We start from the raw sequence: 21,786 nt of genomic DNA, 5'->3' as shown, positions 1-21,786 counted from the left end.
CGGGCGGAAGCCTTTTTCGGCTAAAATAGACAGGTTTTTCACCTACTTCCAAGGCGTGCTCCGCAATCGTCCGGGCGCGCCTTTTTCGCTTGATCGGTACTGAATGGATCATATTCGTAATTTCTCGATCATTGCGCACATCGACCATGGCAAGTCGACGCTCGCCGATCGCATCATCCAGATTTGCGGCGGCCTGTCCGACCGCGAAATGGAATCGCAAGTGCTCGACTCGATGGATCTCGAGCGCGAGCGCGGCATCACCATCAAGGCACAGACGGCCGCACTGACGTACAAGGCCCGCGACGGGCAGATCTACAACCTCAACATGATCGACACGCCGGGGCACGTCGACTTCTCGTACGAAGTCAGCCGCTCGCTGTCGGCGTGCGAAGGCGCGCTGCTGGTCGTCGACGCGAGTCAGGGCGTCGAAGCCCAGACGGTGGCGAACTGCTATACGGCTATCGAACTCGGCGTCGACGTGATTCCGGTGCTCAACAAGATCGACCTGCCGGCCGCCAACCCGGAAAACGCGATCACCGAAATCGAAGACGTGATCGGCATCGACGCAACCGACGCAACGCGTTGCAGCGCGAAAACCGGCCTCGGTGTCGAGGACGTGCTGGAAGCGCTGGTCGCGAAAGTGCCGGCGCCCAAGGGCGATCCGGAAGCGCCGCTGCAGGCGCTGATCATCGATTCGTGGTTCGACAACTACGTCGGCGTCGTGATGCTGGTGCGTATCGTCAACGGCACGCTGCGTCCGAAAGACAAGATCCGCATGATGGCGACCGAGGCCCAGTATCCGGTCGAGCACATCGGCGTGTTCACGCCGAAGTCGAAGAACCTCGAGTCGCTGTCCGCGGGGCAGGTGGGCTTTATCATCGCCGGCATCAAGGAACTGGCCGCGGCGAAGGTGGGCGACACCGTCACGCTGGTGAACCGTCCGGCCGCCGCGCCGCTGCCGGGTTTCAAGGAAGTGAAGCCGCAGGTGTTCGCCGGTCTCTATCCGGTCGAAGCGAACCAGTACGACGCACTGCGCGACTCGCTGGAAAAGCTCAAGCTCAACGACGCTTCGTTGCAGTACGAGCCGGAAGTCTCACAGGCGCTCGGCTTCGGCTTCCGTTGCGGCTTCCTCGGTCTCCTGCACATGGAGATCGTGCAGGAGCGTCTGGAGCGCGAGTTCGACATGGACCTGATCACCACGGCGCCGACCGTGGTGTATGAAGTCCTGCAACGCGACGGCACGACCATCATGGTCGAAAATCCGGCCAAGATGCCGGATCCGTCGAAGATCGAGGAAGTGCGCGAGCCGATCGTCACCGTGAACCTGTACATGCCGCAAGACTATGTGGGTGCAGTGATCACGCTCTGTACGCAAAAGCGCGGCAACCAGATCAACATGCAGTACCACGGCCGCCAGGTTCAGCTCACCTATGAAATCCCCATGGGTGAAGTCGTGCTCGACTTCTTCGATCGCCTGAAGTCTATGTCGCGCGGCTATGCGTCCATGGACTACGAGTTCAAGGAATACCGCGCAGCGGACGTCGTGAAGGTCGACATGCTGATCAACGGCGACAAGGTCGATGCGCTGTCGGTGATCGTGCACCGCTCGCAGAGCCAGTACCGTGGCCGTGAAGTGGCGGCGAAGATGCGCGAACTGATCCCGCGTCAGATGTACGACGTGGCGATTCAGGCGACGATCGGCTCGAATATTATCGCCCGCGAAAACATCAAGGCTTTGCGTAAGAATGTGCTGGCAAAATGCTACGGCGGCGACATCTCGCGTAAGAAGAAGCTGTTGGAAAAGCAGAAGGCAGGCAAGAAGCGAATGAAGCAGGTCGGATCCGTCGAGATTCCGCAAGAGGCTTTCCTCGCGATCCTGCGTGTCGAAGACAAATAAGACGAAGAACGGAACTCTATGAATTTTGCGCTGATTCTTTTTGTGCTCGTCATCCTGACGGGTATCGCATGGGTCGCAGACAAGCTGGTTTTCATCCCGCAACGGCGGCGCGCGGCGGACGAGGCAGTGGCCGAGTTCGACCGCCAGCAAGCGCGGGTAGGCGAGCGCTTCGCCGACGAAAACGCCCCGCAAACGCGGGCACGTCTGCGTGACGAAAAGCTGCGTCAACCGTGGTGGCTCGAGTACTCGGCGAGCTTTTTCCCGGTGATTCTGGTGGTGTTCGTGGTTCGCTCGTTCGTGGTCGAGCCGTTCAAGATCCCCTCGGGTTCGATGGTGCCGACGCTGCTGGTGGGTGACTTCATCCTCGTCAACAAGTACGAATACGGCATCCGTCTGCCGATCACCAATACGAAGATCACCGAAGGTAGCCCGCTTCAGCGCGGCGACGTGGTGGTGTTCCGCTATCCGAAAGACGAGTCGGTCGACTACATCAAGCGCGTGATCGGTCTGCCGGGCGACGTGGTGGCCTATCAGGACAAGCAGCTGACCATCAACGGCAAGCCTGTGCCGGAGACGGCGTTGCCTGACTACTTCGACGAAGAGCGTGTCGGTTACGCCAAGCAGTTCGAAGAGGACATCGACGGCCGCAAGAACGCCATTCTGAATAATCCCGCGGTGCCGCCGTTCATCGTCGGCGCGGAAGATTATCCGTATCGCGATAACTGCACGTATAACGCGCGTGGCGTGATCTGCAAGGTGCCGCCCGGCAACTATTTCATGATGGGCGACAACCGCGATAACAGTGCGGACAGCCGTTACTGGGGTTTCGCGCCGGACAAGAATATCGTCGGCCGTGCGTTCTTTATCTGGATGAATTTCAGCAATCTGAAACGCATCGGGACGTTCCACTGAGCGTCATCGCATTTGACCGCTCACTGACCGCACAACACGCCGCGCGCATGTCGTTCATCGCGTGCGGCGTGTTATCACGCTACTTTAAGAACGTGCGGTAAGGTCGCTTCACTACGCTTTTTCCGTTGGCCGTCCCGCGTTTTCGCCGGGGCTGGCGCCCGCGTTATACTCTGCACATGCCCCTATCTCCGTTGGAAAGCCGTTTGCGCTACGAATTTCGCAATGCGGAATTGTTGCGCCAGGCTTTAACTCACCGCAGTCACAGCGCCACGCATAACGAACGGCTCGAGTTTCTCGGCGACTCCGTTCTGAACTGCGCGGTGGCTGCGCTATTGTTCCAACGTTTCGGCAAACTGGACGAAGGCGACCTGTCGCGCGTCCGCGCGAATCTGGTCAAACAGCAGTCACTTTACGAAATTGCTCAGGCCCTGAATATTTCGGACGGCCTGCGGCTGGGCGAGGGCGAACTGCGCAGCGGCGGCTTCCGCCGCCCGTCCATCCTCGCTGACACGCTCGAAGCAATTCTGGGCGCCATCTTCCTGGACGGTGGCTTCGACGCCGCGCAGACGGTCATCAAGCGGCTCTATGTGCCGATTCTCGACCATATCGACCCGCGCACGCTCGGCAAGGACTCCAAGACGCTGCTGCAGGAATACCTGCAGGGCCACAAGATCGCCTTGCCCACCTACACCGTCGTCGCCACGCATGGTGCGGCGCACAATCAGCAGTTTGAAGTCGAGTGCACTGTTCCGAAGCTCGAAGTAAAGGTGTCCGGTTCCGGCGCCAGTCGTCGCGCGGCCGAGCAGGCGGCTGCCAAGAAGGCGCTCGACGAGGTAATGGCGGCCGCGCCCGCCGTGGTCGCCAAGCCGAAGCGCTCGAAGGGCGCCCGGGCGGCGAAGCATGCCGAACCGGAGATCGTCCCCGGCGTGACCGGTGTGCAGACCGCGCTCGACCTGCGCGCGCCCGATCGCAAGACCGAGCGCCACGCGCGCGGCGAGCCGAAAGCCACCGTCGCCGAGGCTTTGGCCGAGCGCCCGGCGGCCACCGCGGCGCCGGTTGTCGCGCCGCTCGCCGTGATCCGCGCCGCCCACGTCGAATACAGCAACCAGGCAGGGCCGGAGAAGGACAAGTCGGATAAGACCGACAAAGCCGACAAGACCGATAAAGCCGACGCCCATTCACGCAGCACCGACAAACCCGCCGCATCCCGTAGCCGCGAACCCGCGCCTGGCGTGGTGGAGCCTGCCGAACTCGAACCCGGCATTGCCGACGCGGTGCAAACGCGCGTCGCCGATGCGGGCCACTGATGTCATGGGACGCGCGCATCGTCGCGCGTCCTCACGAACTTGCCGTAGCCTAATATGAACGCTTCCACCCCCACTGGTTTTCGCTGCGGCATGGTCGCGATCGTCGGCCGCCCCAACGTCGGCAAGTCCACGCTGATGAACGCGCTGGTCGGCCAGAAAGTCAGCATCACGTCGCGCAAGGCGCAGACCACGCGCCATCGCATCACCGGCATTCATACACTCGAAGACGCGCAGTACATTTTCGTCGACACACCGGGTTTTCAGACCAAGCACAGTGGCGCGCTGAACCGCTCGCTCAATCGCGCGGTCACCTCGACGCTGACCTCGGTCGACGCGATCCTGTTCGTGATTGAAGCAGGCCGCTTCGGTCCGGACGATCAGAAAGTGCTCGACCTGATCCCGCCGTCGGTACCGACGCTGCTGATCGCCAACAAGCTCGATCGCGTCTCGGATAAGGATTCGCTGTTTCCGTTCATGCAGCAGGTGAGTGCGCTGCGCCAGTTCAACGAGATCGTGCCGCTGTCCGCCAAGAATCTGGACGACATCAAGCGCCTGATGGCGACCGTCAAGCCGTTCCTGCCGGAAGGTGCGCCGATCTACGGCGAAGACGATCTGACCGACCGCAGCGAGCGCTTTCTCGCCGCCGAAATCCTGCGCGAAAAAGTCTTCCGCTGGACCGGCGACGAACTGCCGTACACCAGCACGGTGCTGATCGACAAGTTCGAAACGGAAGGGCGTCTGCGCCGCATTTTCGCCACCATCATGGTGGAGCGCGACATGCACAAGGCAATGATCATCGGCCAGAAGGGCGCCAAGCTGAAGCAGATCAGCACCGAAGCACGCCTCGACATGGAAAAGCTGTTCGACGGTCCGGTGTATCTGGAAACCTTCATCAAGGTGAAGAGTGGCTGGGCGGACAACGAAGCCGGACTCCGTGCGTATGGGTACGAATGACGCATGGATGACGCTGCAACCCGACGCTGAACCGGACGACGCCGAGCCGGACGCGCCGGCGCGCGAGCCATCGAAGGCTCGCGCAGCGAAGTCCGGCGAAGCGCGCAAGGCGCCCGCGCGCCGGCCGTCGCGCAGTTCCGGCTCCGAGTACAAGATCACCGAACAGCCGGCTTTCGTGCTGCATAGCTATCCGCATCGCGAGACCAGTCTGATCATCGACGTCCTGACGCGCGATCATGGCCGCCTCGCCCTGGTGGCGAAAGGCGCCAAGCGCCCGCACTCCGCCTTGCGCGGCGTGCTGCAAACCTTCCAGCCGCTCGCGCTTTCGTGGTCCGGCAAATCCGAATTGCGCACGCTGACCGGCGCCGAGTGGGTAGGCGGCATGCTGCCGCTCGCCGGCGACGCGCTCCTGTGCGGGTTCTACGTCAACGAACTGCTGGTCAAGTTCTGCGGTCGCGAAGATCCCCATCCGCAACTCTTTCAACACTACGTGGTCACACTCGCACGTCTCGCGCATGATGAGCCGGCCGTGCAGGTGCTGCGTTCGTTCGAGCGCGTGCTGCTGCGCGAGACCGGCTACGCCATGGCGCTGAACCGGACGGTGGCGCGCAAGGCGGTCGTGGCGGAAGGCCGCTACGTGTTCGATCCCGAGCGCGGCGTGCGTGACGCCTCCGACGATCTGCCCGCGCAATGGCCGGTGATTGCCGGTCAGACCTTGCTCGATATGGAAGCGGACGATTACCATCGTCCTCAGACCGTGGCGCAAAGCAAGACGCTGATGCGCTTTCTGCTCAACACTTACCTTGGCGGCACGCCGCTCGCGACGCGCCAGATCCTGATCGACTTGCAGAACTTATGAGCTTCTTTCTTACGTCGCCTAATGTGATCGACCTGGGCGTGAATATCGATCACGTCGCTACGCTGCGCAATGCGCGCGGCACGTCCTATCCGGACCCGATCCGCGCGGCGCTCGACGCCGAAGCGGCCGGCGCCGATGCGATCACGCTGCATCTGCGCGAGGACCGCCGGCATATCGTCGACGCCGACGTGCGCACGCTGCGTCCGTTGCTTAAGACGCGCATGAACCTCGAATGCGCGGTCACGCAGGAGATGCTCGACATCGCTTGTGAAGTGAAACCGCATGATGTCTGCCTCGTGCCGGAAAAGCGCGAAGAGCTGACGACGGAAGGCGGACTCGATGTCGCCGGCCAGTTCGAAGCCGTACGCGCCGCCTGCAAGCAACTCGCTGAGGTGGGCTCGCGCGTGTCGCTCTTCATCGATCCGGACGAAACGCAGATCCGCGCCGCGCACGAAGCCGGCGCGCCGGTGATCGAGCTGCACACCGGCCGCTATGCCGAAGCGCACGATCCGGCCGAACAACAGCGCGAGTATGAGCGCGTGGTGCGCAGCGTCGAATTCGGCCTGTCGCTCGGCATCAAGGTGAACGCGGGCCACGGCCTGCACTACACGAACGTCCAGCAGATCGCGGCGATCGACGGCATTGTCGAGCTGAATATCGGCCACGCGATCGTCGCGCATGCGATTTTCGCCGGCTGGGATAACGCCGTGCGCGAGATGAAGGCGATCATGGTTGCCGCGCGTCTCGCGGCGCGCGCTTAACGCCGCCGCGTCGTTACGCATGGCAATCTACGGCATCGGCACCGATATCGTCCAGGTGAGCCGCGTGGCGGCGGTGATGACCCGCACCAACGGGCGCTTCGCCGAGAAGGTGCTCGGCCCGGACGAGCTGAAGATCTATCACGCGCGCCAGGCCCGCTCGGCCGTGCGTGGACTCGCGTTTCTCGCCACCCGTTTTTCGGCGAAGGAAGCGTTCTCTAAAGCGATCGGACTCGGCATGCGCTGGCCGATGACCTGGCGTGCGCTGCAGACGCTCAATGAAGCGAGCGGCAAGCCGATGGTGGTCGCCTCGGGCGAACTGGCCGAATGGCTGACCGCTCGCGGCATCACCGCCCGGGTCACGATCAGCGACGAGCACGACTATGCCGTGTCGTTCGTGATCGCCGAGACGGCGGACCCTGCTGCCCCCTGACTTATCCCGGCGCGGGGTCGGCAACCCGTGCCTTCTTCTTTTTCTTGCGGAATTCGATGAAAACCAATCCCGGACCGGTGATGCTCGACGTGGTCGGCAAAACGCTGAGCGACGACGACAAGCGCCGTCTCGCGCATCCGATGACCGGCGGCGTGATCCTGTTCGCGCGTCACTACGAGAACCGTGCGCAACTGATTGCGCTGACCGATGCGATCCGCGCGGTACGCGAAGACCTGCTGATCGCTGTCGATCACGAAGGCGGCCGCGTGCAGCGCTTCCGTACCGACGGTTTCACGGTGCTGCCGGCCATGGGCAAGCTCGGCGCGCTGTGGGACTCGGATGTGCTGCACGCCACCAAGGTCACCACGGCGGTGGGCTATATCCTCGCCGCCGAATTGCGTGCCTGCGGGATCGACATGAGCTTTACGCCGGTGCTCGATCTGAACTACGGCCAGTCGCAGGTGATCGGCGACCGCGCATTCCATCGCGATCCGCGCGTGGTGGCGATGCTCGCGAAGAGTCTGAATCACGGTCTCGCGCTGGCGGGCATGGCCAATTGCGGCAAGCATTTTCCCGGACACGGTTTCGCCACTGCGGACTCGCATGTTGCGATGCCGGTGGACGATCGTCCGCTCGAGGCGATTCTGCGCGACGACGTCGCCCCGTATGACTGGCTTGGCCTCGCGCTGGCATCGGTGATCCCTGCGCATGTGATCTATTCGCAGGTCGATTCCAGGCCGGCCGGTTTCTCGAAGGTCTGGCTGGAAGACGTGTTGCGCGGCAAGCTGCGTTTCCCGGGCGCCATCTTCAGCGACGACCTGTCGATGGAGGCCGCGCGCCAGGGCGGCACGCTGACCGAAGCGGCGAGCGCGGCCCTGCACGCGGGATGCGACATGGTGCTGATCTGCAATCAGCCTGAGGAAGCGGAGAAGGTGCTCGACGCGTTGCGCTTCGCGCCGTCGAAGGAATCGCAGGCGCGCCTCAAGCGGATGCGCCCGCGCGGCAAGGCGCTCAAGTGGAGCAAGCTGGTGGCCGAGCCCGAGTATCTGCAGGCTCAGGCGCTGTTGCGCAGCGCGTTTGCCTGAGTACTCGCCTGAGTACTCAACACGCAGCGCGAAGTAAAACGGCCGAAGGCGGCGCTATCGCACCGCCTTCGGCCGTTTTTTTTAGGCTTCGCCCGCTCAGTTCAGACGCATCCGCTGCAGCTTGTTGTAGAGCGTCTTGGGACTGATCCCCAGCAGCGACGCGGCGCGGTGCCGCGTACCGCCGACAGCATCGAGCGTCGCGCGGATCAGCATCTCCTCCACATCCGCGAGCGGCGTACCGACCGTCACCTGCACGCGGCTGCCGTTCAGGTCGCGGCCGCCGGCCGAACCGGCCTCGTCGGCGCGCAATGTTTCGAGCACGTCGCCCGAGGCCTGATAGGCGCGCCGCACGCGTTCCTGCAATTCGCGCACATTGCCCGGCCATTCATACGAGAGGCACTCGCGCAGGAAATTCGGCCCGACCTGCTTGGTCGCATCGGTGATGCCGCGAGCGCTCGCCTCGCGATTCAGCTCGTCGACCAGCGCCTGCGCAAACAGCGCGGCATCGTCGCCGCGTTCGCGCAGCGGCGGCAGCGCCACGGCCGCTGCGTCGAGGCGCAGCGCGAGATCTTCGTGAAGGCTGCCATCGGCCACCGCCGCGCGCGGCGACTTGCGGGTCGACGCGATCAGCCGGAAATCCGTGACTACCTGATGGGTGCCGCCGACCCGCATGAAGGTCTGCGAATCGAGGGCCCGCAAGAGCGCTTCCTGTTGCGGGCGCGGCAATTCGGCGATTTCGTCGATAAAGAGCGTGCCGCCGCTCGCCTGTTCGAACAGGCCCTGTTCGCGTTGCTCGGCGCCGTTGAACGCGCCGCGTTCGTGGCCGAACAGGACGCTGTCGAGCGAGCGGTTCGCGGCGAGCTGGGCCGCCGAACGGCAATCGAACGTCACGAACGGCCCTTTGCGGCGCCGGCTCATCTCGTGCAGCGTACGCGCGGTGACTTCCTTGCCGGTGCCGGCTTCGCCGGAGATCAGCACGGCGGCCTCGGTGGGCGCGTTGTGTTCGATCAGGTCGTACACGTGCTGGATCGCGCCGCTTCTGCCGAGCATGGGCCCGAAGCGGCCCAACTGGCGCAAGGTCGCGCGCAGGGTCTGAACTTCTTCGGTCAGCTCGTACGGACGCGGAATGCGTGCGAGCAGGCTGCGTAGGCGCGGAATGTTGACGGGCTTGAGCAGATAATCCCAGATGCCGTGCCGCAGACCTTCAATGGCGCTTTCGACGGTGGCATTGCCGGTCATCACGATGACGGGCAGGGCGCCGCCGGGCGGTTGCGCAGGCAGATGCTGGAGCAGGTCGAGGCCGCTGCCGTCAGGCAGGTTCAGGTCGACCAGCACGACGTCGGGGATGAAGCGCGTCAGCGCCGCGCGCGCTTCGGCGAGCGTCGTCGCGGTGTCGACCGAAAAGCCGTCGGCTGCGAGGATCGCGGACAGGCCTGACAGGCTATTGGGATCGTCTTCGACAATCAGGGCGTGTGGCATGGCGAGCGCAATTTTAGGTGGATGGAGACCCCGTCCTGGCGCCATGAATCTGACGCCGTGCGGGGTGCGTTGGCCGGGCGCTGTTCCTTGCGGAATACGGCGCCACGCGCGGTGTTAGTCCCGGTACATATCGAAAAAGCGGTTCACTTCACGCACGGCTTCTTCGCGAGTCTTGCCGTAGCGCTCCTGAATCAGCCCGGCGAGCTTGTCGGCGCGACCTTCGGCCTTCGTCAACTCGTCGTCCGTCAGTTCGCCCCACGCGGTTTTCGCTTTGCCGATAATCTGCTTCCACTTGCCTTCAGCGATGTCGTTATTCATAGCGCATCTCCGTAGTGAGAAAGAAGAAAGGCCTTGGGAGGCCGATATTCTTCTATTAGCAGGGAGCGTGCCATTAGCAATTACTTAAGCTTATCAATGGTTTGTCGCCCGTGAAGGCGCCCAGAATGCATTGGGATTGGAAAAATCGAAAACAGTACCGGTAAAGTTTTCCTCAACCATACACGGTCGCGGAAAAAAGAAAAAGCGCCCAAAGGGGCGCTTTTTAATTCGGCCGCGCTTCCCGCGAGTCGCGGGGACGGCCTTGCAGGGCGGCGCTTGGTTGCTTTTAAGCGCGGCTGCGGTACTCGTGAGTACGCGTGTCGATTTCGATCTTGTCGCCGATGTTGCAGAAGAGCGGCACTTGCAGTTCGTAGCCGGTTTGCAGCTTGGCGGTCTTCAGCACCTTGCCCGACGACGTGTCGCCCTTGACAGCCGGTTCCGTGTAGATGATTTCGCGGACCAGGGTGGTCGGCAGTTCGACCGAAATAGCCTTCTCGTTGTAGAACACGACTTCGCAAGCCATGCCGTCTTCGAGGTAGTTCAGCGCGTCGCCCATCATTTCGGCTTCGACTTCGAACTGGTTGTAGTCGGCGTCCATGAATACGTACATCGGGTCAGCGAAGTACGAGTAGGTCACTTCCTTGCGGTCCAGCAGAACGACGTCGAACTTGTCGTCGGCCTTGTACACCGTTTCCATGCCTGCGCCGGTCAGCAGGTTCTTGAACTTCATCTTGACGACGGCGGAGTTACGGCCCGATTTGTTGTATTCGGCCTTTTGCACGACCATCGCGTCTGCGCCGATCATCACGACGTTGCCGGTGCGGAGTTCCTGTGCGGTCTTCATAAAACTGTCCTGTACGAAATAAGTAGCTTCAACTGTGCTCAACGGCATACGGCGCAAGCGGGTAAGGCACCTGTTGCTGCTGTTTGCCCGCGGCTCGTCACCTTCCGATAACCTGTTTTACCCGGAGCGGGCGCGTACACGAGTGGCGCCGATGCGCGAGGACGACCCGGTTTCCGTGAAGAAGCACCTTCCGGTGCCGGGGTTCGCCGCCGCCATCGTGCCGCGCTTGCGTCGTCGGCCGTTGGATAACCGCTTATTTTAACTGACTTTTTGCGAATACGGCCAGATTTCCGGCGAGGTCGCCAAGGGCCGCCAGCTCCTGCGCCCATTGCACCGCGCGCCGCTCGAAAACCGCGCGATGGCGCTGAAAATCGGCCCAGTCCGGCTGGCCGACGCCGTTCCAGGCGTGCCAGAAGCGCGCCAGCGCTGCGCGTGACTCGGCGGGCAGGGAATCGGCGTAGTGGGCGAGGGCGGCGTCGAGCTTCGGCAGGTGGGCGTCGTCGGCCTGCGGATAGATATGCCAGACGAATGGGCGGGCCGCCCATTGGGCCCGCACAAAAGAGTCTTCGCCCCGCACGAAGTTGAGGTGGCTGGCCCATAGCAGCGCGTCGTAGCCGGGCTGGTCGGTGAAGGCCAGCGCGTGAGCGCGCAGCTTGCCGCGTTCGGCATGCGAACCCGCCGCGAACGACGGCAGGCCGAAAAAGCGCGCGAGCGCACCCGAAATCCGCCCTTCCGGCACCAGCAGCACCACAGGGTCCGGGCCGTCGCGCCATTGTTCGAGCAGGCTGTCGACCGCGGGGTTTTCATAGGCGAACAGCGAAATGACGGTGGCGTCCGGAGTGGGCGCCGGCTGGCCGGTCGTGTGACGCCACCAGGCGTCGCGTGCTTGCGGCGACGCTTCGAAGGCGGCGCGTGCGGCGTCCAGATGGTGTTCCTTCAGCACGCCGCCGGTGCCTGCACCGAGGCCCGGGAAGAAGAATGTCTTCGTGAGCGGATAACGCGGGTGCGGCGACTGGCGCAGATGAAAGTCCGCAACCCAGTCTTCGGCGCTCAGGTATTCCAGGTTCAGCCATACCGGGGCGCGCTCGCGGCGCGCCATCGCCGCGACGTAGACGTGCGGCAGTTCGCAGCCGAACGCTTCGATCACGACGTCCGCCACTTCGAGCGTGTCGCCCGCGTGTGCCGGTTCGCGCCAGTGTTCGATGACGATGCCGCTCACCGCCTGGCGGCTGCGGTCGACGGCGAGCGCGGGGCAGAGCTTCTGGAACGCGTGCAGATCGTCGACGAAGATGCGCACCTGCCAGCCGTGCTCGCTCGTCAGTTGACGCGCGAGACGCCAGCAGACGCCGATATCGCCGAAGTTGTCGATGACGGCGCAAAACAGGTCGCAGGCGATGGCGCCGCTCGTCTCCGAAGGTGCCGTCGGGGACGGCGTGGCGGGCGAAACGGGATGCGGCGGCGGGGCGGAAGGGCGCGCGGAGGACATGGTGGCCGGCATCCGGGTCTCGGACGCGTGCGGAATGTTCTAAACTGGCGATTCTAAAGCACTCACCCCACTCTCCGCGTGAATCCAGACGCGGGGCTCAGCCCGATTCTGCATGACCGATTCTGAAGCTTCCGAAGCATTCGAGCCAAAGAAGGTGCTCGCCCAGTTGCCGCATCTGCCCGGCGTCTATCGTTATTACGACGCGCAGGGGGCCGTGCTGTACGTGGGCAAGGCGCGCGATCTGAAAAAGCGCGTCTCGAGCTACTTCACGAAGACGCTGCTGTCGCCGCGTATTGCGATGATGGTGACGCGGATTGTCCGCATCGAGACCACGGTCACGCGTTCCGAGGCTGAGGCGCTGCTGCTCGAAAACAATCTGATCAAGGCGCTCGCGCCGCGCTACAACATCCTGTTTCGCGACGACAAGTCGTACCCGTACCTGAAGCTGACCGGCCACACATTTCCGCGCATGGCTTACTACCGCGGTTCGGTGGATCGCAAGAACCAGTACTTCGGACCGTTCCCGAGCGCGTGGGCCGTGCGCGAGAGCATCCAGATCCTGCAGCGCGTGTTCCAGTTGCGTACCTGCGAAGACTCGGTGTTCAACAACCGTACGCGGCCTTGTCTGCTGCATCAGATTGGCCGCTGCACGGCGCCGTGCGTCGGCGCGATCAACGAGGAGGATTACGCGCGCGACGTCGCCAATGCCTCGCGTTTTCTGCTCGGCCGGCAAAGCGAAGTGATGAGCGAGCTCGAGGAGAAGATGCACGCGTTCGCCGCCGAGCTGAAGTTCGAGCAGGCGGCGGCGGTGCGCAACCAGATGAGCTCGCTGTCGACGGTGCTGCATCAGCAGGCCATCGAAGTGGGCAGCGACAGCGACGTCGACATTCTCGCGGTGGTCGCGCTCGGCGGACGCGTGTGCGTGAACCTGGCGATGGTGCGCGGCGGCCGACATCTGGGCGACAAGGCTTATTTCCCGTCGCACGTGGAAAGCGCGTTGACTGCGGACGAGGGCGGTCTGGACGACGGCGATGCCGATGCGCAAGGCGTGCTGAAGGCGGTGGTCGCGCAAGGGCTGAGGGTGGCAGAGGAGGCGTCGTTGGCGAGTGTGGCGGCGAAGCGCAGGGCTGCCGCAACGGATGCCGATCACACGGCGGATGCGCTGGCGATTGCGCAGGAGTTGCCGCCTGAGACGGATGACGTGGATGGCGTAGATGACGAAGCATTGGACGAAGTGGATGCGTCCGCTGACGATGCCGTCGACGAGTCCGCTTCCGGCGAAGCCGATGAAACAGACGAAGCCGCGTCGACAAGCTCCCGCAAACCTGCGCGCCGCCGCGTAACCGGTATCGAATCGGAAGTCCTCGAAGCCTTCATCGCACAACACTACCTCGGCAATCGTGTGCCGCCGGTGCTGGTCGTGAGTCACGCGCCGTCCAACCGGGAACTGGTCGACCTGCTGATCGAGCAGGCGGGTCATAAGGTCACCGTGTTGCGCCAGCCCCAGGGGCAAAAGCGCGCGTGGCTGGCGATGGCCGAGCAGAACGCGCGGCTCGCACTCGCGCGGCTGCTCTCGGAACAGGGCTCGCAGCAATCGCGCACGCGTTCGCTCGCCGACACGCTCGGTCTCGAGTGCGACGACCTCGCGCATCTGCGCATCGAATGCTTCGACATCAGCCATACGATGGGCGAGGCGACCCAGGCGTCGTGCGTGGTCTATCACCATCACAAGATGCAGTCGTCGGAGTACCGGCGCTACAACATCACGGGCATCACGCCGGGCGACGATTACGCCGCCATGCGCCAGGTGCTCACGCGCCGCTATGAAAAGATGGTCGCACAGGCCGCGGCGAACGCCGCCGAGCAGGCGATCGAGCAACCCGCGTCCGATCCGTCGCTGGCGCTCGACCCCGCGCTCGCGGTCGATGCGCCCGAGCCGGCCGCGGGCGGTCTATTGCCGAATATCGTGCTGATCGACGGCGGCAAAGGCCAGGTGGAGATCGCGCGCCAGGTGTTCACCGAAGTGGGTCTCGATTGCGGCATGCTGGTCGGCGTGGCGAAGGGCGAGGGGCGCAAGGTCGGTCTCGAAACACTGATCTTCGCGGACGGCCGCGCGCCGCTCGAACTCGGCAAGGAGAGCGCGGCCTTGATGCTGGTCGCGCAGATTCGCGACGAGGCGCACCGTTTCGCCATCACCGGCATGCGTGCGAAGCGCGGCAAGACGCGGCAAACCTCGCGCCTCGAAGAACTCGAAGGCGTGGGCGCAAAGCGCCGTCAGCGCCTGCTTGCGCGCTTTGGCGGACTGCGCGGCGTGGTGGCGGCGAGCGTCGACGATCTTGCCAGTGTCGAAGGGATTTCCCGTTCGCTGGCCGAGCAGATCTATCGGCAGTTGCACTGATTGCGTTTGAGGCCGGCGTGGCCCACGTTGGCCGCGCCTTGACAGCGAAATGCCGCCCGCGCGCCACCTTGCCGTCAGTTTGCGTCCTGTTCGCCCCGGTTTGCGGCCTGTTTGCTTGTGGCAGGCCTTATGACACGGCACAATTGCAACTCCCTTGTCAGACGCTGCGCCTGCCCATGCCGTTTAATTTCCCGATTTTCCTGACGTGGCTGCGGATTGTTCTGATTCCGCTCGTCGTCGGCGTGTTTTATTTGCCCGACATGATGATGAGCCCCGCGCACCGCAATCTCGCGGCCGCGACGGTATTCATCCTCGCGGCGCTGACCGACTGGTTCGACGGCTACCTGGCCCGCAAATGGAACCAGACCTCCGCGTTCGGCGCGTTCCTCGATCCGGTGGCCGACAAGCTGATGGTGACGGCGGCGCTGCTGGTGCTGGTGCAACTGACGCGGCTCGATTCGGCGATTGCGCTGGTGATCGTAGGCCGCGAGATCGCGATTTCGGCGTTGCGCGAATGGATGGCGCAGATCGGCGCCTCGAAGAGTGTGGCGGTGAATTCGTTGGGCAAGTTCAAGACCACCTGCCAGATGATCGCGATTCCGATGCTGCTGCTCTATGGTCCGGTGCCGATCGCGCCGGGCGTGACGATCGATACGCGCGTGTGGGGCATGTGGCTCATCTTGCTGGCCGCGTTCCTGACGATCTGGTCGATGCTCTACTACATGAAGCTTGCGTGGCCGCAGATTCGTGAACGGGGCGGGATCGTGTGAGCGAAAACTGTTCCGTTAAAGACCCGTGTGAAAGGGGTTGACACGTTTCAGCGCTTTATACATAATCTCGTTTCTCCGATGCGAGCAGTTCTGAACACCGGGGCGCAGTACGGTAGTCAAGCAGTGAAAAGTAGCAGCAAAAAAAGCAGCAGCAAAACGCGGGAGTAGCTCAGTTGGTAGAGCGCAACCTTGCCAAGGTTGAGGTCGCGAGTTCGAGACTCGTCTCCCGCTCCAAATTTTTGAAGCAGCGTTTTGTGTGGCAAGTGTGACAGTAGCAAAACGTTGTATAGCAGGACCATGCGGGAGTAGCTCAGTTGGTAGAGCGCAACCTTGCCAAGGTTGAGGTCGCGAGTTCGAGACTCGTCTCCCGCTCCAGACATTCGGGGAAGCAACGCTTCCCTTTTTGTTTGGTGGACTAACCGGCCATCGAACAAATCTGCGAACCCGTTGTACACGCAACTTGTTGCGACGGTTCAGCAGTCCGCTTATGGCGCGATAGCAAATCGGTTATGCAGCGGCCTGCAAAGCCGTTTAGGCCGGTTCGACTCCGGCTCGCGCCTCCAGCAGTTAAAGAAAAGCCCCGACTTGTCGGGGCTTTTCTTTTTTCGGCGCGGGGTTTCTTCGAAGTGCAACGCTTGCACCGTGTGAGCGGCATGCAAGGGCGCGCAGCAAAGCAAGCACATGCACGGTTGCGAATCTCCGGCAGCAGGACGCACAGCCTGTCAGCGAAACAGCAACGCAGCGAGCATGCATCAACCAACGCCTCGCCCACCGCGTATGAAATACTGTCAGTCATCTCCCGAACCCGCAGACCCCCATCCATGTACTTACAGCTCACCGGCACCCAGGTCCGGTTGCTTGGCTCGATGCATCTGTTTTCCGCCGCCAGTCCGCGCACGCCTGCGTGGGTCTCGCAAGCGTTCGACTGGGCGGAAACGCTCGTCTTCGAATCCGATGCGCAGTCCATCTTGCCGTTTCTGAAGCGGCAAGGCGGTCAATCTCTCGAGCATCTGCTGCCGCCTGAAGTGTGGCGCCGCCTTGACGCAACATGGCCTTCCGCAGGCGTATTGGCGCCGCTCGGCGAACTGCGCCCGTGGGCTGCGATGATGGTCGCGCCGACGCTTTGCCAGCGCGTGGTCGAAGGCGTCGAACCGAGGATGCTGAGAGAAGCCGCGGCGCAAGCGAAACCGTACCGCTTTCTGGAGACGGCCGATGAAGTGGTGGCATCGCTCGAGTCGATCCCATTGTCGGCCATCTGCACCGGACTCGAATTGCTGCTCGCCGATCTGACCGAGCCTCAGCGTACGCTGGAGCGCATGCAGGCCGCCTGGCTGCAGCGCGATCTTCAGGGCGTCTATGACGTGGCGGCCGAATCGCCGATGTTCACACTGCCCGGCATTCGCAGCGCGATCCTCGACGCACGTAATCTTGCCTGGGCGCCGCGCGTGCGGGAAGCGTTGGATAGTCCGGCGCGCACGCTCGTGGTGGTGGGCGCGTTGCATTTATGTGGGCCCGACAATCTGATCGAGCGTCTGCAGCATCCGGTAGAGCCTGTTCCTTTGACTGATTGATTAACGTTTGCGCACCGACACGAAGATCCATTGCCCCGGCTCGAATATCACACACCCTCATCAATCAGCCAATTTTCCACGCGTCGATATTTTCACCACTATCGGACGATGGCCGGAAACTGGCATATTTCCAGTTCTGCCATAGTCGGGTATGTTCCTGATCTGGTTCAGGTTCAGGTTCAGGTTTAGGTTCAGGCGACACGGCTGGCGCGGCCGCCACGCCGGCGTGGGGCATAACACATCATCGAATATAAATCGGGGTCGACTGGCGGACCATCACGGGATAACCAGTCGAACAATTCAAATCGAAAGACAAAGCAAAGACAAATGAAATATAAAGGCGGATTTTCGGGGAAGCGGCATGCAATCGTCATTGCTTTGTCGGCCGTGCTGGCAGCCGGGTGTGGCGGCGGCGGTTCGAGTTCGTCGCCGAACCCGTTGTTCAACGGTTCGGGCGGCTCCAATATCAGTGCCGTGCAGCAGGCTTATGAAAGCATCGCGCTAGCGAGCAATGGCGGATTGCACTATCTGTCAGGACAGCTGAGCTTTTCGACTTCATCGACCGGCGTACTTTCGCTCAGTCCCAGCAGTTATTTTTATAGCGACAATTCCAGCATTCCCGCCAGCCCGGCGAACGGCGCACAGACCGTCACGCTTACGCAGACCTCGGTGGCTTCGACGCTCTCGGTTCCCTCTTTCACCCCGGTTCGCTATCTGGTCAATGGTTCGGTCTTCGTCAGGCCGGTCCCCGATCAGGCGAAGGTCAGCTACTCGGGATCGAACGTGCAGGAGAACTATCTCGCCACGGACGGCCAGACCGTTGTCGAGACCCTGCTGGGCACCAGCTATACGACCGTGTCGTTGTCGGGGCTGCTCTCGGGCGCGCCGAGCGAACTCGTGTCGGACAGCGACTTCGGCCTTCTGACCGATTCCATCAACGGTCAATCGCTTTATAACCTGCAGGCGAGCTGGCAGGCGGGCTCGGCGTACGTGAAGGTGGTCAGGCAGGTGGTCGGCAATACGCTGGGCGTCGGCGATTGCGTCGCGCCGGCAACGACGGGTACCAACATCACACCCTGTTCGACCACGGTGTCGACGCTCGAGAATTTCTTCCCCTACACGAGCACGACGGACGGTACGATCTACCAGCTTGCTGCCGGCCAGATCACAACGGTGGCCGGCGTGCGTGCGTGGGTTGCCAACACGGCGCTGTCGACGGCGACCCCGGAGTACCGCGTTTTCTATCAGAGCAATGGCGGCATTTATACCGGCGCCTTGATCAAGGACGGCACACCGCTTCAGGTCGCACCGTCCGGAGGCGGAACGCCGACGAATTTCTATATTTTCCTGAACAGCGCCGCGCTTCAATCCGTCAAGTCGGCGCTCAATTTTTAATCGTTTTTAACCGGCATGATCTCTATATTTACTTGGCGCCAATGCCGCCCGGCACTCGGAATGTGGGAGCCAAGCCTCCGGTAAAGATTGCTTCAGATCACGCAAAGCCCCGATTCGTCGGGGCTTTGTCGTTTCTGTTCGGCGCCCGCGTCGCACCATACGCGTCCTGCCCGGTCAAGATTGCGCGTTCGCAAGAGAGCGTTATCCGAACCGCACTCAATCTCAGGCGCGATTTGCCGCTATACACTATGACCACGGCCAACCCTCAACGGAATCCGACATGCTCGTCCCTCCTATTCCCGCGAACGAGAGCACCCGCCTGAACACCTTGCGGACGCTGAGCATCCTCGATACTCCTGCTGAAGAGCGTTTCGACCGCCTGACCCGGCTGGCGAGGCGCATCTTCGGCGTGCCGATTGCGCTTGTCAGCCTCGTCGACGAAAACCGCCAGTGGTTCAAATCATGTGTGGGTCTGGATGCCAGTGAAACGTCGCGCGACGTCTCGTTCTGCGCGCACGCAATCCTCCACGACGACATCCTGATGGTGCCCGATACGTTGATGGACGAGCGCTTCCAGGACAATCCGCTGGTGACGGGGGAGCCCGGCATTCGCTTCTACGCGGGGTGCCCGCTGACCGTGCCGAACGGCAGCAAGCTGGGCACGCTGTGCCTGATCGACGTCAAGCCGCGCGGACTCGACGAGGAAGACCGCGCGCTCTTGCACGATCTCGGCCGCATGGCGGGCGAAGAACTGGCGACGCTCGATCCGCTGACGCAGTTGTCGAACCGGCGCGGTTTCGAAGCGCTTTCGCAGCATGCGCTCAATGTCTGCAAGCGCATGAGCCGGCCCGCGTCGTTGCTGTTTTTCGACCTGAACGATTTCAAGGCGATCAACGATACCTACGGTCATGCCGAGGGCGACCGTGCCCTGGTGGGTTTCGCCGAAGTGCTGCGCGACGCGTTGCGCGAGAGCGACGTGATCGGCCGTCTGGGCGGCGACGAATTCGTGGCGCTACTGACCGATTCCAACATCGCGGAGACGGCCGCGGTCACCCGGCGTCTGCACGAGCAACTCGCGGCACATAACTCGGCTGCGCAACGCGGCTACGAGATCCGCTTTAGCGTCGGGCAGATCGAATACGATCCGCAGGACCATGCGTCGATTGCCGAACTGCTCGCCGCGGCCGATGCCGCGATGTACGTCAACAAGCGGGCGTCGAAGGCGCAGGCGGGACAGCGCGTCTGATGTCTCGCTGCGCCGCGCGTGCGGTGCAGGGGCGGCTTGCCATGCTCCCGCGCGATTCGCGGCATAATTCGGCCATCGTCGCCCGTTCGGGCGCATTCCTTTTGACGTGTTCCCCATGAACGAGCCGCAGCATTCCACAGCCACGCCGCATCCGCCTATCGAATGGCGCTGGAAATTCTTCGACGACCTGACGACCGCCGAGGTCTACGCCATGCTGGCCGCACGCAGCGAGGTGTTCGTGATCGAGCAGAACTGCGTGTACGGAGATATCGACGGTCTCGATACCGGGGCGTGGCATCTGTTCGCGTTCGGCCCGGGCGAGCCCCGGCCGAAACTGGCGGGTTACCTGCGCGTGTTGCTGCCGGATGAGAACGAGACGGACATCCGCATTGGCCGCGTGCTGACTACCGCGGATTTTCGCGGCATCGGCTTGGGCAACAAGATGCTCGAACGCGCCGTGGGACACATTGCCGAGCAATGGCCCAACGTGCCGGTGCGTCTGCATGCCCAGGCGCATCTGCAGGGCTTCTATGGCGCCTTCGGTTTCGTGCCGATTTCGGACATCCACGATGAGGATGGCATCCCGCACGTCTGGATGCGCGCGGCCTGAGAGCCGTCGCGCGGCGAAGCGATTCGCCGCGCTTGCCTGACCGCCGCCTTGCGGTGAGCGACCTGCGACAAGTCCGTCAGTTCGCCTGGGCCGGCGACTTGACCGCGAACGCCGTGTCGAGCGTCTCGCCATCCGAGAACTGCAGCTTCAGGTGCACGGTGTCGCCCGGCGCCACCTTGTGCTGCGCGTGTTCCAGCATGATGTGATAACCACCCGGTGCGATCGCCACCTGGCCATGCGCGGGCACGGTCAGCTTGTCGACCATCACCATCTGCTGCGTCGAGCCGTTCGAGACCGTCTGATGCAACATCGCGCCCTGGTAGTCGTCACTCGAAATGTCGGTGAGATCGATCGGCTTGTCGCTCGCGTTGACGAGCGTCACGTAGCCGGCTGCGGGCAGGTTGTTCGGCAACCAGCGCACCCATGCGTGCTGGGCGGTGATGGACTGCGGGCCGGCCGCTTCGGCGGTGCCGGCGAAACCGAACGAGAGGGCGAGGGCGCAGCCCAGCGCTGCGAGAGAGGGGGTCTTCAGGTTCATAGGCGCAGACTCGGAAAGGAAGAGCAGGTAGGGCGGCAGCTTGCCGCCCATCGTTAGGAATGGTCGTCAATGATACGTCGCAGATCGGCGGCGAACACCTCGGGCGAATCGCGGTCGGTGCCGAGCAGACGCGCGTGGCCTTGCGCATCGAAGACGTAGACCGCGGAGCTGTGCGTGACTTCGTAGTTGCCGTTCGGGTCGCGCTTTTCCATCTGGTAGGCGACGCGATACTTGCGCGCCAGCGTTTCGATCTGCCGGTCGCTGCCGGTCAACCCCACGGCATGCTCGGCATCGAATGCACCGACGTAGTCATGCAGCGCCGCGGGCGTGTCGCGCGCCGGGTCGACGGTGATGAACAGGATGCGCACGTTGTGCGCGTCCGGGCCGAGCTTGGCGAGTACCTGCATCAGGCGCGCCATGGTTTCAGGGCAAACGTCGGGACAGTGCGTGTAGCCGAAGTAGACGAGCGCGGTGTCGCCCTTGAAGGCCTCGCCGGTGATGGGCTTGCCGTTGTCGCTGACGAGCGAGAAGTCGAGATCGGGCAGATGGCCGGTCACGTTCGTCAGATGCCAGGGTTCTTCCTTGTGCGAGCAACCGGCGAGCAGGCCGAGCGTCATGGAGAGCGCCAACATCCCCGGCAACGCGGTGCGTTGCAGGCGTCGCATGGCGCGTGCCTTGCGAGGCGCTTGCCGCAGCGGTTCAGGTCCATCCAGTTGCACCCGGTGACGCGAAATTCTGGGGAACAAAGCAGGCATCCGTGACTCGATTAAAGGGAACCCCGCGAGGGCGCATCGCAGCAGCGCGTCGCCCGGCGAAAGCGGCTGGCAGATGGCCTTGCGCACCGCGCAATCCGGCGCTGTGGCTGTCGCGCGGACCTGTCAGCGTGGCTGGGACTGTATCGTAAATCATTGGGGCGCGTCATACGC

At 62.9% G+C, this 21,786-nt stretch carries 21 protein-coding genes and 3 tRNA genes; 18 read left to right on the top strand and 6 right to left on the bottom strand.

Annotated elements, in window-relative coordinates; all coding sequences use genetic code 11:
• The first annotated feature begins 103 nt into the window (after window positions 1-103).
• From lepA to nagZ, 8 genes are all read left to right on the top strand, one after another.
• Window positions 104-1,897: a translation elongation factor 4 gene (gene lepA, locus BUS12_RS26160; RefSeq protein WP_074300317.1), complete on the top strand. Its 1,794-nt coding sequence runs from the start codon at window positions 104-106 to the stop codon at window positions 1,895-1,897.
• An 18-nt stretch (window positions 1,898-1,915) separates the two neighbouring features.
• Complete coding sequence (gene lepB / locus BUS12_RS26155) at window positions 1,916-2,809, top strand: signal peptidase I (protein ID WP_074300316.1); 894 nt, start codon at window positions 1,916-1,918, stop codon at window positions 2,807-2,809.
• 176 nt (window positions 2,810-2,985) lie between these two features.
• Window positions 2,986-4,116, top strand: a complete 1,131-nt coding sequence (gene rnc, locus BUS12_RS26150) for a ribonuclease III (RefSeq protein ID WP_074300315.1) — start codon at window positions 2,986-2,988, stop codon at window positions 4,114-4,116.
• A 54-nt stretch (window positions 4,117-4,170) separates the two neighbouring features.
• Window positions 4,171-5,070: a GTPase Era gene (gene era, locus BUS12_RS26145; RefSeq protein ID WP_074300314.1), complete on the top strand. Its 900-nt coding sequence runs from the start codon at window positions 4,171-4,173 to the stop codon at window positions 5,068-5,070.
• A complete protein-coding gene (gene recO / locus BUS12_RS26140; protein WP_074300313.1) occupies window positions 5,057-5,929 on the top strand; it encodes a DNA repair protein RecO in 873 nt (290 codons plus the stop codon). Before era ends, recO begins: the two co-directional genes overlap by 14 nt.
• Window positions 5,926-6,690, top strand: a complete 765-nt coding sequence (gene pdxJ, locus BUS12_RS26135) for a pyridoxine 5'-phosphate synthase (RefSeq protein ID WP_074300312.1) — start codon at window positions 5,926-5,928, stop codon at window positions 6,688-6,690. The genes recO and pdxJ overlap by 4 nt, the downstream gene beginning before the upstream one ends.
• A 19-nt stretch (window positions 6,691-6,709) precedes the next feature.
• Window positions 6,710-7,120: a holo-ACP synthase gene (gene acpS / locus BUS12_RS26130; RefSeq protein WP_074301711.1), complete on the top strand. Its 411-nt coding sequence runs from the start codon at window positions 6,710-6,712 to the stop codon at window positions 7,118-7,120.
• 56 nt (window positions 7,121-7,176) lie between these two features.
• A complete protein-coding gene (nagZ, locus tag BUS12_RS26125; RefSeq protein ID WP_074300311.1) occupies window positions 7,177-8,205 on the top strand; it encodes a beta-N-acetylhexosaminidase in 1,029 nt (342 codons plus the stop codon).
• A 96-nt stretch (window positions 8,206-8,301) separates the two neighbouring features.
• Here nagZ and BUS12_RS26120 read toward each other — a convergent pair whose 3' ends face one another.
• The 3 genes from BUS12_RS26120 to efp form a co-directional block, all read right to left on the bottom strand.
• Complete coding sequence (locus BUS12_RS26120; protein ID WP_074300310.1) at window positions 8,302-9,684, bottom strand: sigma-54-dependent transcriptional regulator; 1,383 nt, start codon at window positions 9,682-9,684, stop codon at window positions 8,302-8,304.
• A gap of 114 nt (window positions 9,685-9,798) precedes the next feature.
• Window positions 9,799-10,002, bottom strand: a complete 204-nt coding sequence (locus BUS12_RS26115) for a CsbD family protein (RefSeq protein WP_074300309.1) — start codon at window positions 10,000-10,002, stop codon at window positions 9,799-9,801.
• Between the two features lie 286 nt (window positions 10,003-10,288).
• Window positions 10,289-10,846: an elongation factor P gene (efp, locus tag BUS12_RS26110; protein WP_074300308.1), complete on the bottom strand. Its 558-nt coding sequence runs from the start codon at window positions 10,844-10,846 to the stop codon at window positions 10,289-10,291.
• A 34-nt stretch (window positions 10,847-10,880) separates the two neighbouring features.
• Here efp and BUS12_RS38415 point away from each other — a divergent pair, with 34 nt between their 5' ends.
• A complete protein-coding gene (locus BUS12_RS38415; RefSeq protein ID WP_143788466.1) occupies window positions 10,881-11,108 on the top strand; it encodes a hypothetical protein in 228 nt (75 codons plus the stop codon).
• On the opposite strand, the gene earP is transcribed toward BUS12_RS38415, so the two are convergent.
• Entirely contained in the window at window positions 11,100-12,332 is a 1,233-nt protein-coding gene (earP, locus tag BUS12_RS26105; protein ID WP_083640745.1) for an elongation factor P maturation arginine rhamnosyltransferase EarP, read from the bottom strand. The genes BUS12_RS38415 and earP overlap by 9 nt on opposite strands.
• A gap of 112 nt (window positions 12,333-12,444) precedes the next feature.
• Here earP and uvrC point away from each other — a divergent pair, with 112 nt between their 5' ends.
• The 9 genes from uvrC (at window position 12,445) to BUS12_RS26060 (ending at window position 20,322) form a co-directional block, all read left to right on the top strand.
• A complete protein-coding gene (gene uvrC, locus BUS12_RS26100) occupies window positions 12,445-14,730 on the top strand; it encodes an excinuclease ABC subunit UvrC (RefSeq protein ID WP_074300307.1) in 2,286 nt (761 codons plus the stop codon).
• A gap of 176 nt (window positions 14,731-14,906) precedes the next feature.
• Window positions 14,907-15,500 (top strand): CDP-diacylglycerol--glycerol-3-phosphate 3-phosphatidyltransferase, encoded by a 594-nt coding sequence (gene pgsA, locus BUS12_RS26095; protein ID WP_074300306.1) that lies wholly within the window; start codon window positions 14,907-14,909, stop codon window positions 15,498-15,500.
• 158 nt (window positions 15,501-15,658) lie between these two features.
• Window positions 15,659-15,734, top strand: a tRNA-Gly gene (locus BUS12_RS26090).
• 65 nt (window positions 15,735-15,799) lie between these two features.
• Window positions 15,800-15,875, top strand: a tRNA-Gly gene (locus BUS12_RS26085).
• 114 nt (window positions 15,876-15,989) lie between these two features.
• A tRNA-Cys gene (locus tag BUS12_RS26080) sits at window positions 15,990-16,063 on the top strand.
• A 258-nt stretch (window positions 16,064-16,321) separates the two neighbouring features.
• Window positions 16,322-17,071, top strand: a complete 750-nt coding sequence (locus tag BUS12_RS26075) for a TraB/GumN family protein (RefSeq protein ID WP_074300305.1) — start codon at window positions 16,322-16,324, stop codon at window positions 17,069-17,071.
• A 327-nt stretch (window positions 17,072-17,398) separates the two neighbouring features.
• Window positions 17,399-18,466 carry a hypothetical protein gene (locus BUS12_RS26070; RefSeq protein WP_074300304.1) on the top strand — a complete coding sequence of 356 codons (1,068 nt, stop codon included), beginning with the start codon at window positions 17,399-17,401 and terminating at the stop codon, window positions 18,464-18,466.
• 280 nt (window positions 18,467-18,746) lie between these two features.
• Complete coding sequence (locus BUS12_RS26065; protein WP_074300303.1) at window positions 18,747-19,712, top strand: GGDEF domain-containing protein; 966 nt, start codon at window positions 18,747-18,749, stop codon at window positions 19,710-19,712.
• 115 nt (window positions 19,713-19,827) lie between these two features.
• Window positions 19,828-20,322, top strand: coding sequence for a GNAT family N-acetyltransferase (locus tag BUS12_RS26060; protein WP_074300302.1), 495 nt, complete (start codon window positions 19,828-19,830; stop codon window positions 20,320-20,322).
• Between the two features lie 76 nt (window positions 20,323-20,398).
• Here the strand turns inward: BUS12_RS26060 and BUS12_RS26055 are convergent, their stop codons facing one another.
• Both BUS12_RS26055 and BUS12_RS26050 read right to left on the bottom strand, forming a co-directional pair.
• Window positions 20,399-20,860, bottom strand: coding sequence for a copper chaperone PCu(A)C (locus BUS12_RS26055; protein WP_074301709.1), 462 nt, complete (start codon window positions 20,858-20,860; stop codon window positions 20,399-20,401).
• Window positions 20,861-20,913: 53 nt separating this feature from the next.
• Window positions 20,914-21,525, bottom strand: a complete 612-nt coding sequence (locus BUS12_RS26050) for an SCO family protein (RefSeq protein ID WP_429305294.1) — start codon at window positions 21,523-21,525, stop codon at window positions 20,914-20,916.
• Window positions 21,526-21,786 lie beyond the last annotated feature (261 nt).

It is taken from the genome of Paraburkholderia phenazinium (genome assembly GCF_900142845.1).
GTDB lineage: Bacteria > Pseudomonadota > Gammaproteobacteria > Burkholderiales > Burkholderiaceae > Paraburkholderia > Paraburkholderia phenazinium_A.
Note: the sequence above shows the minus strand (reverse complement) of the source record. Positions and strands in the feature narration are given on the sequence as shown.

Bases quoted from the DNA above. Each gene is read 5' to 3' on its own strand.
- rnc (WP_074300315.1), top strand. From the start codon at position 2,986: ATGCCCCTATCTCCGTTGGAAAGCCGTTTGCGCTACGAATTTCGCAAT.
- BUS12_RS26065 (WP_074300303.1), top strand. From the start codon at position 18,747: ATGCTCGTCCCTCCTATTCCCGCGAACGAGAGCACCCGCCTGAACACC.
- BUS12_RS26115 (WP_074300309.1), bottom strand. From the start codon at position 10,002: ATGAATAACGACATCGCTGAAGGCAAGTGGAAGCAGATTATCGGCAAA.
- uvrC (WP_074300307.1), top strand. From the start codon at position 12,445: ATGACCGATTCTGAAGCTTCCGAAGCATTCGAGCCAAAGAAGGTGCTC.
- BUS12_RS26055 (WP_074301709.1), bottom strand. From the start codon at position 20,860: ATGAACCTGAAGACCCCCTCTCTCGCAGCGCTGGGCTGCGCCCTCGCC.
- lepA (WP_074300317.1), top strand. From the start codon at position 104: ATGGATCATATTCGTAATTTCTCGATCATTGCGCACATCGACCATGGC.
- BUS12_RS26050 (WP_429305294.1), bottom strand. From the start codon at position 21,525: ATGCGACGCCTGCAACGCACCGCGTTGCCGGGGATGTTGGCGCTCTCC.
- BUS12_RS26070 (WP_074300304.1), top strand. From the start codon at position 17,399: ATGAAATATAAAGGCGGATTTTCGGGGAAGCGGCATGCAATCGTCATT.
- pgsA (WP_074300306.1), top strand. From the start codon at position 14,907: ATGCCGTTTAATTTCCCGATTTTCCTGACGTGGCTGCGGATTGTTCTG.
- lepB (WP_074300316.1), top strand. From the start codon at position 1,916: ATGAATTTTGCGCTGATTCTTTTTGTGCTCGTCATCCTGACGGGTATC.
- era (WP_074300314.1), top strand. From the start codon at position 4,171: ATGAACGCTTCCACCCCCACTGGTTTTCGCTGCGGCATGGTCGCGATC.
- recO (WP_074300313.1), top strand. From the start codon at position 5,057: ATGGGTACGAATGACGCATGGATGACGCTGCAACCCGACGCTGAACCG.
- pdxJ (WP_074300312.1), top strand. From the start codon at position 5,926: ATGAGCTTCTTTCTTACGTCGCCTAATGTGATCGACCTGGGCGTGAAT.
- efp (WP_074300308.1), bottom strand. From the start codon at position 10,846: ATGAAGACCGCACAGGAACTCCGCACCGGCAACGTCGTGATGATCGGC.
- nagZ (WP_074300311.1), top strand. From the start codon at position 7,177: ATGAAAACCAATCCCGGACCGGTGATGCTCGACGTGGTCGGCAAAACG.
- BUS12_RS26060 (WP_074300302.1), top strand. From the start codon at position 19,828: ATGAACGAGCCGCAGCATTCCACAGCCACGCCGCATCCGCCTATCGAA.
- earP (WP_083640745.1), bottom strand. From the start codon at position 12,332: ATGTCCTCCGCGCGCCCTTCCGCCCCGCCGCCGCATCCCGTTTCGCCC.
- BUS12_RS26075 (WP_074300305.1), top strand. From the start codon at position 16,322: ATGTACTTACAGCTCACCGGCACCCAGGTCCGGTTGCTTGGCTCGATG.
- BUS12_RS26120 (WP_074300310.1), bottom strand. From the start codon at position 9,684: ATGCCACACGCCCTGATTGTCGAAGACGATCCCAATAGCCTGTCAGGC.
- acpS (WP_074301711.1), top strand. From the start codon at position 6,710: ATGGCAATCTACGGCATCGGCACCGATATCGTCCAGGTGAGCCGCGTG.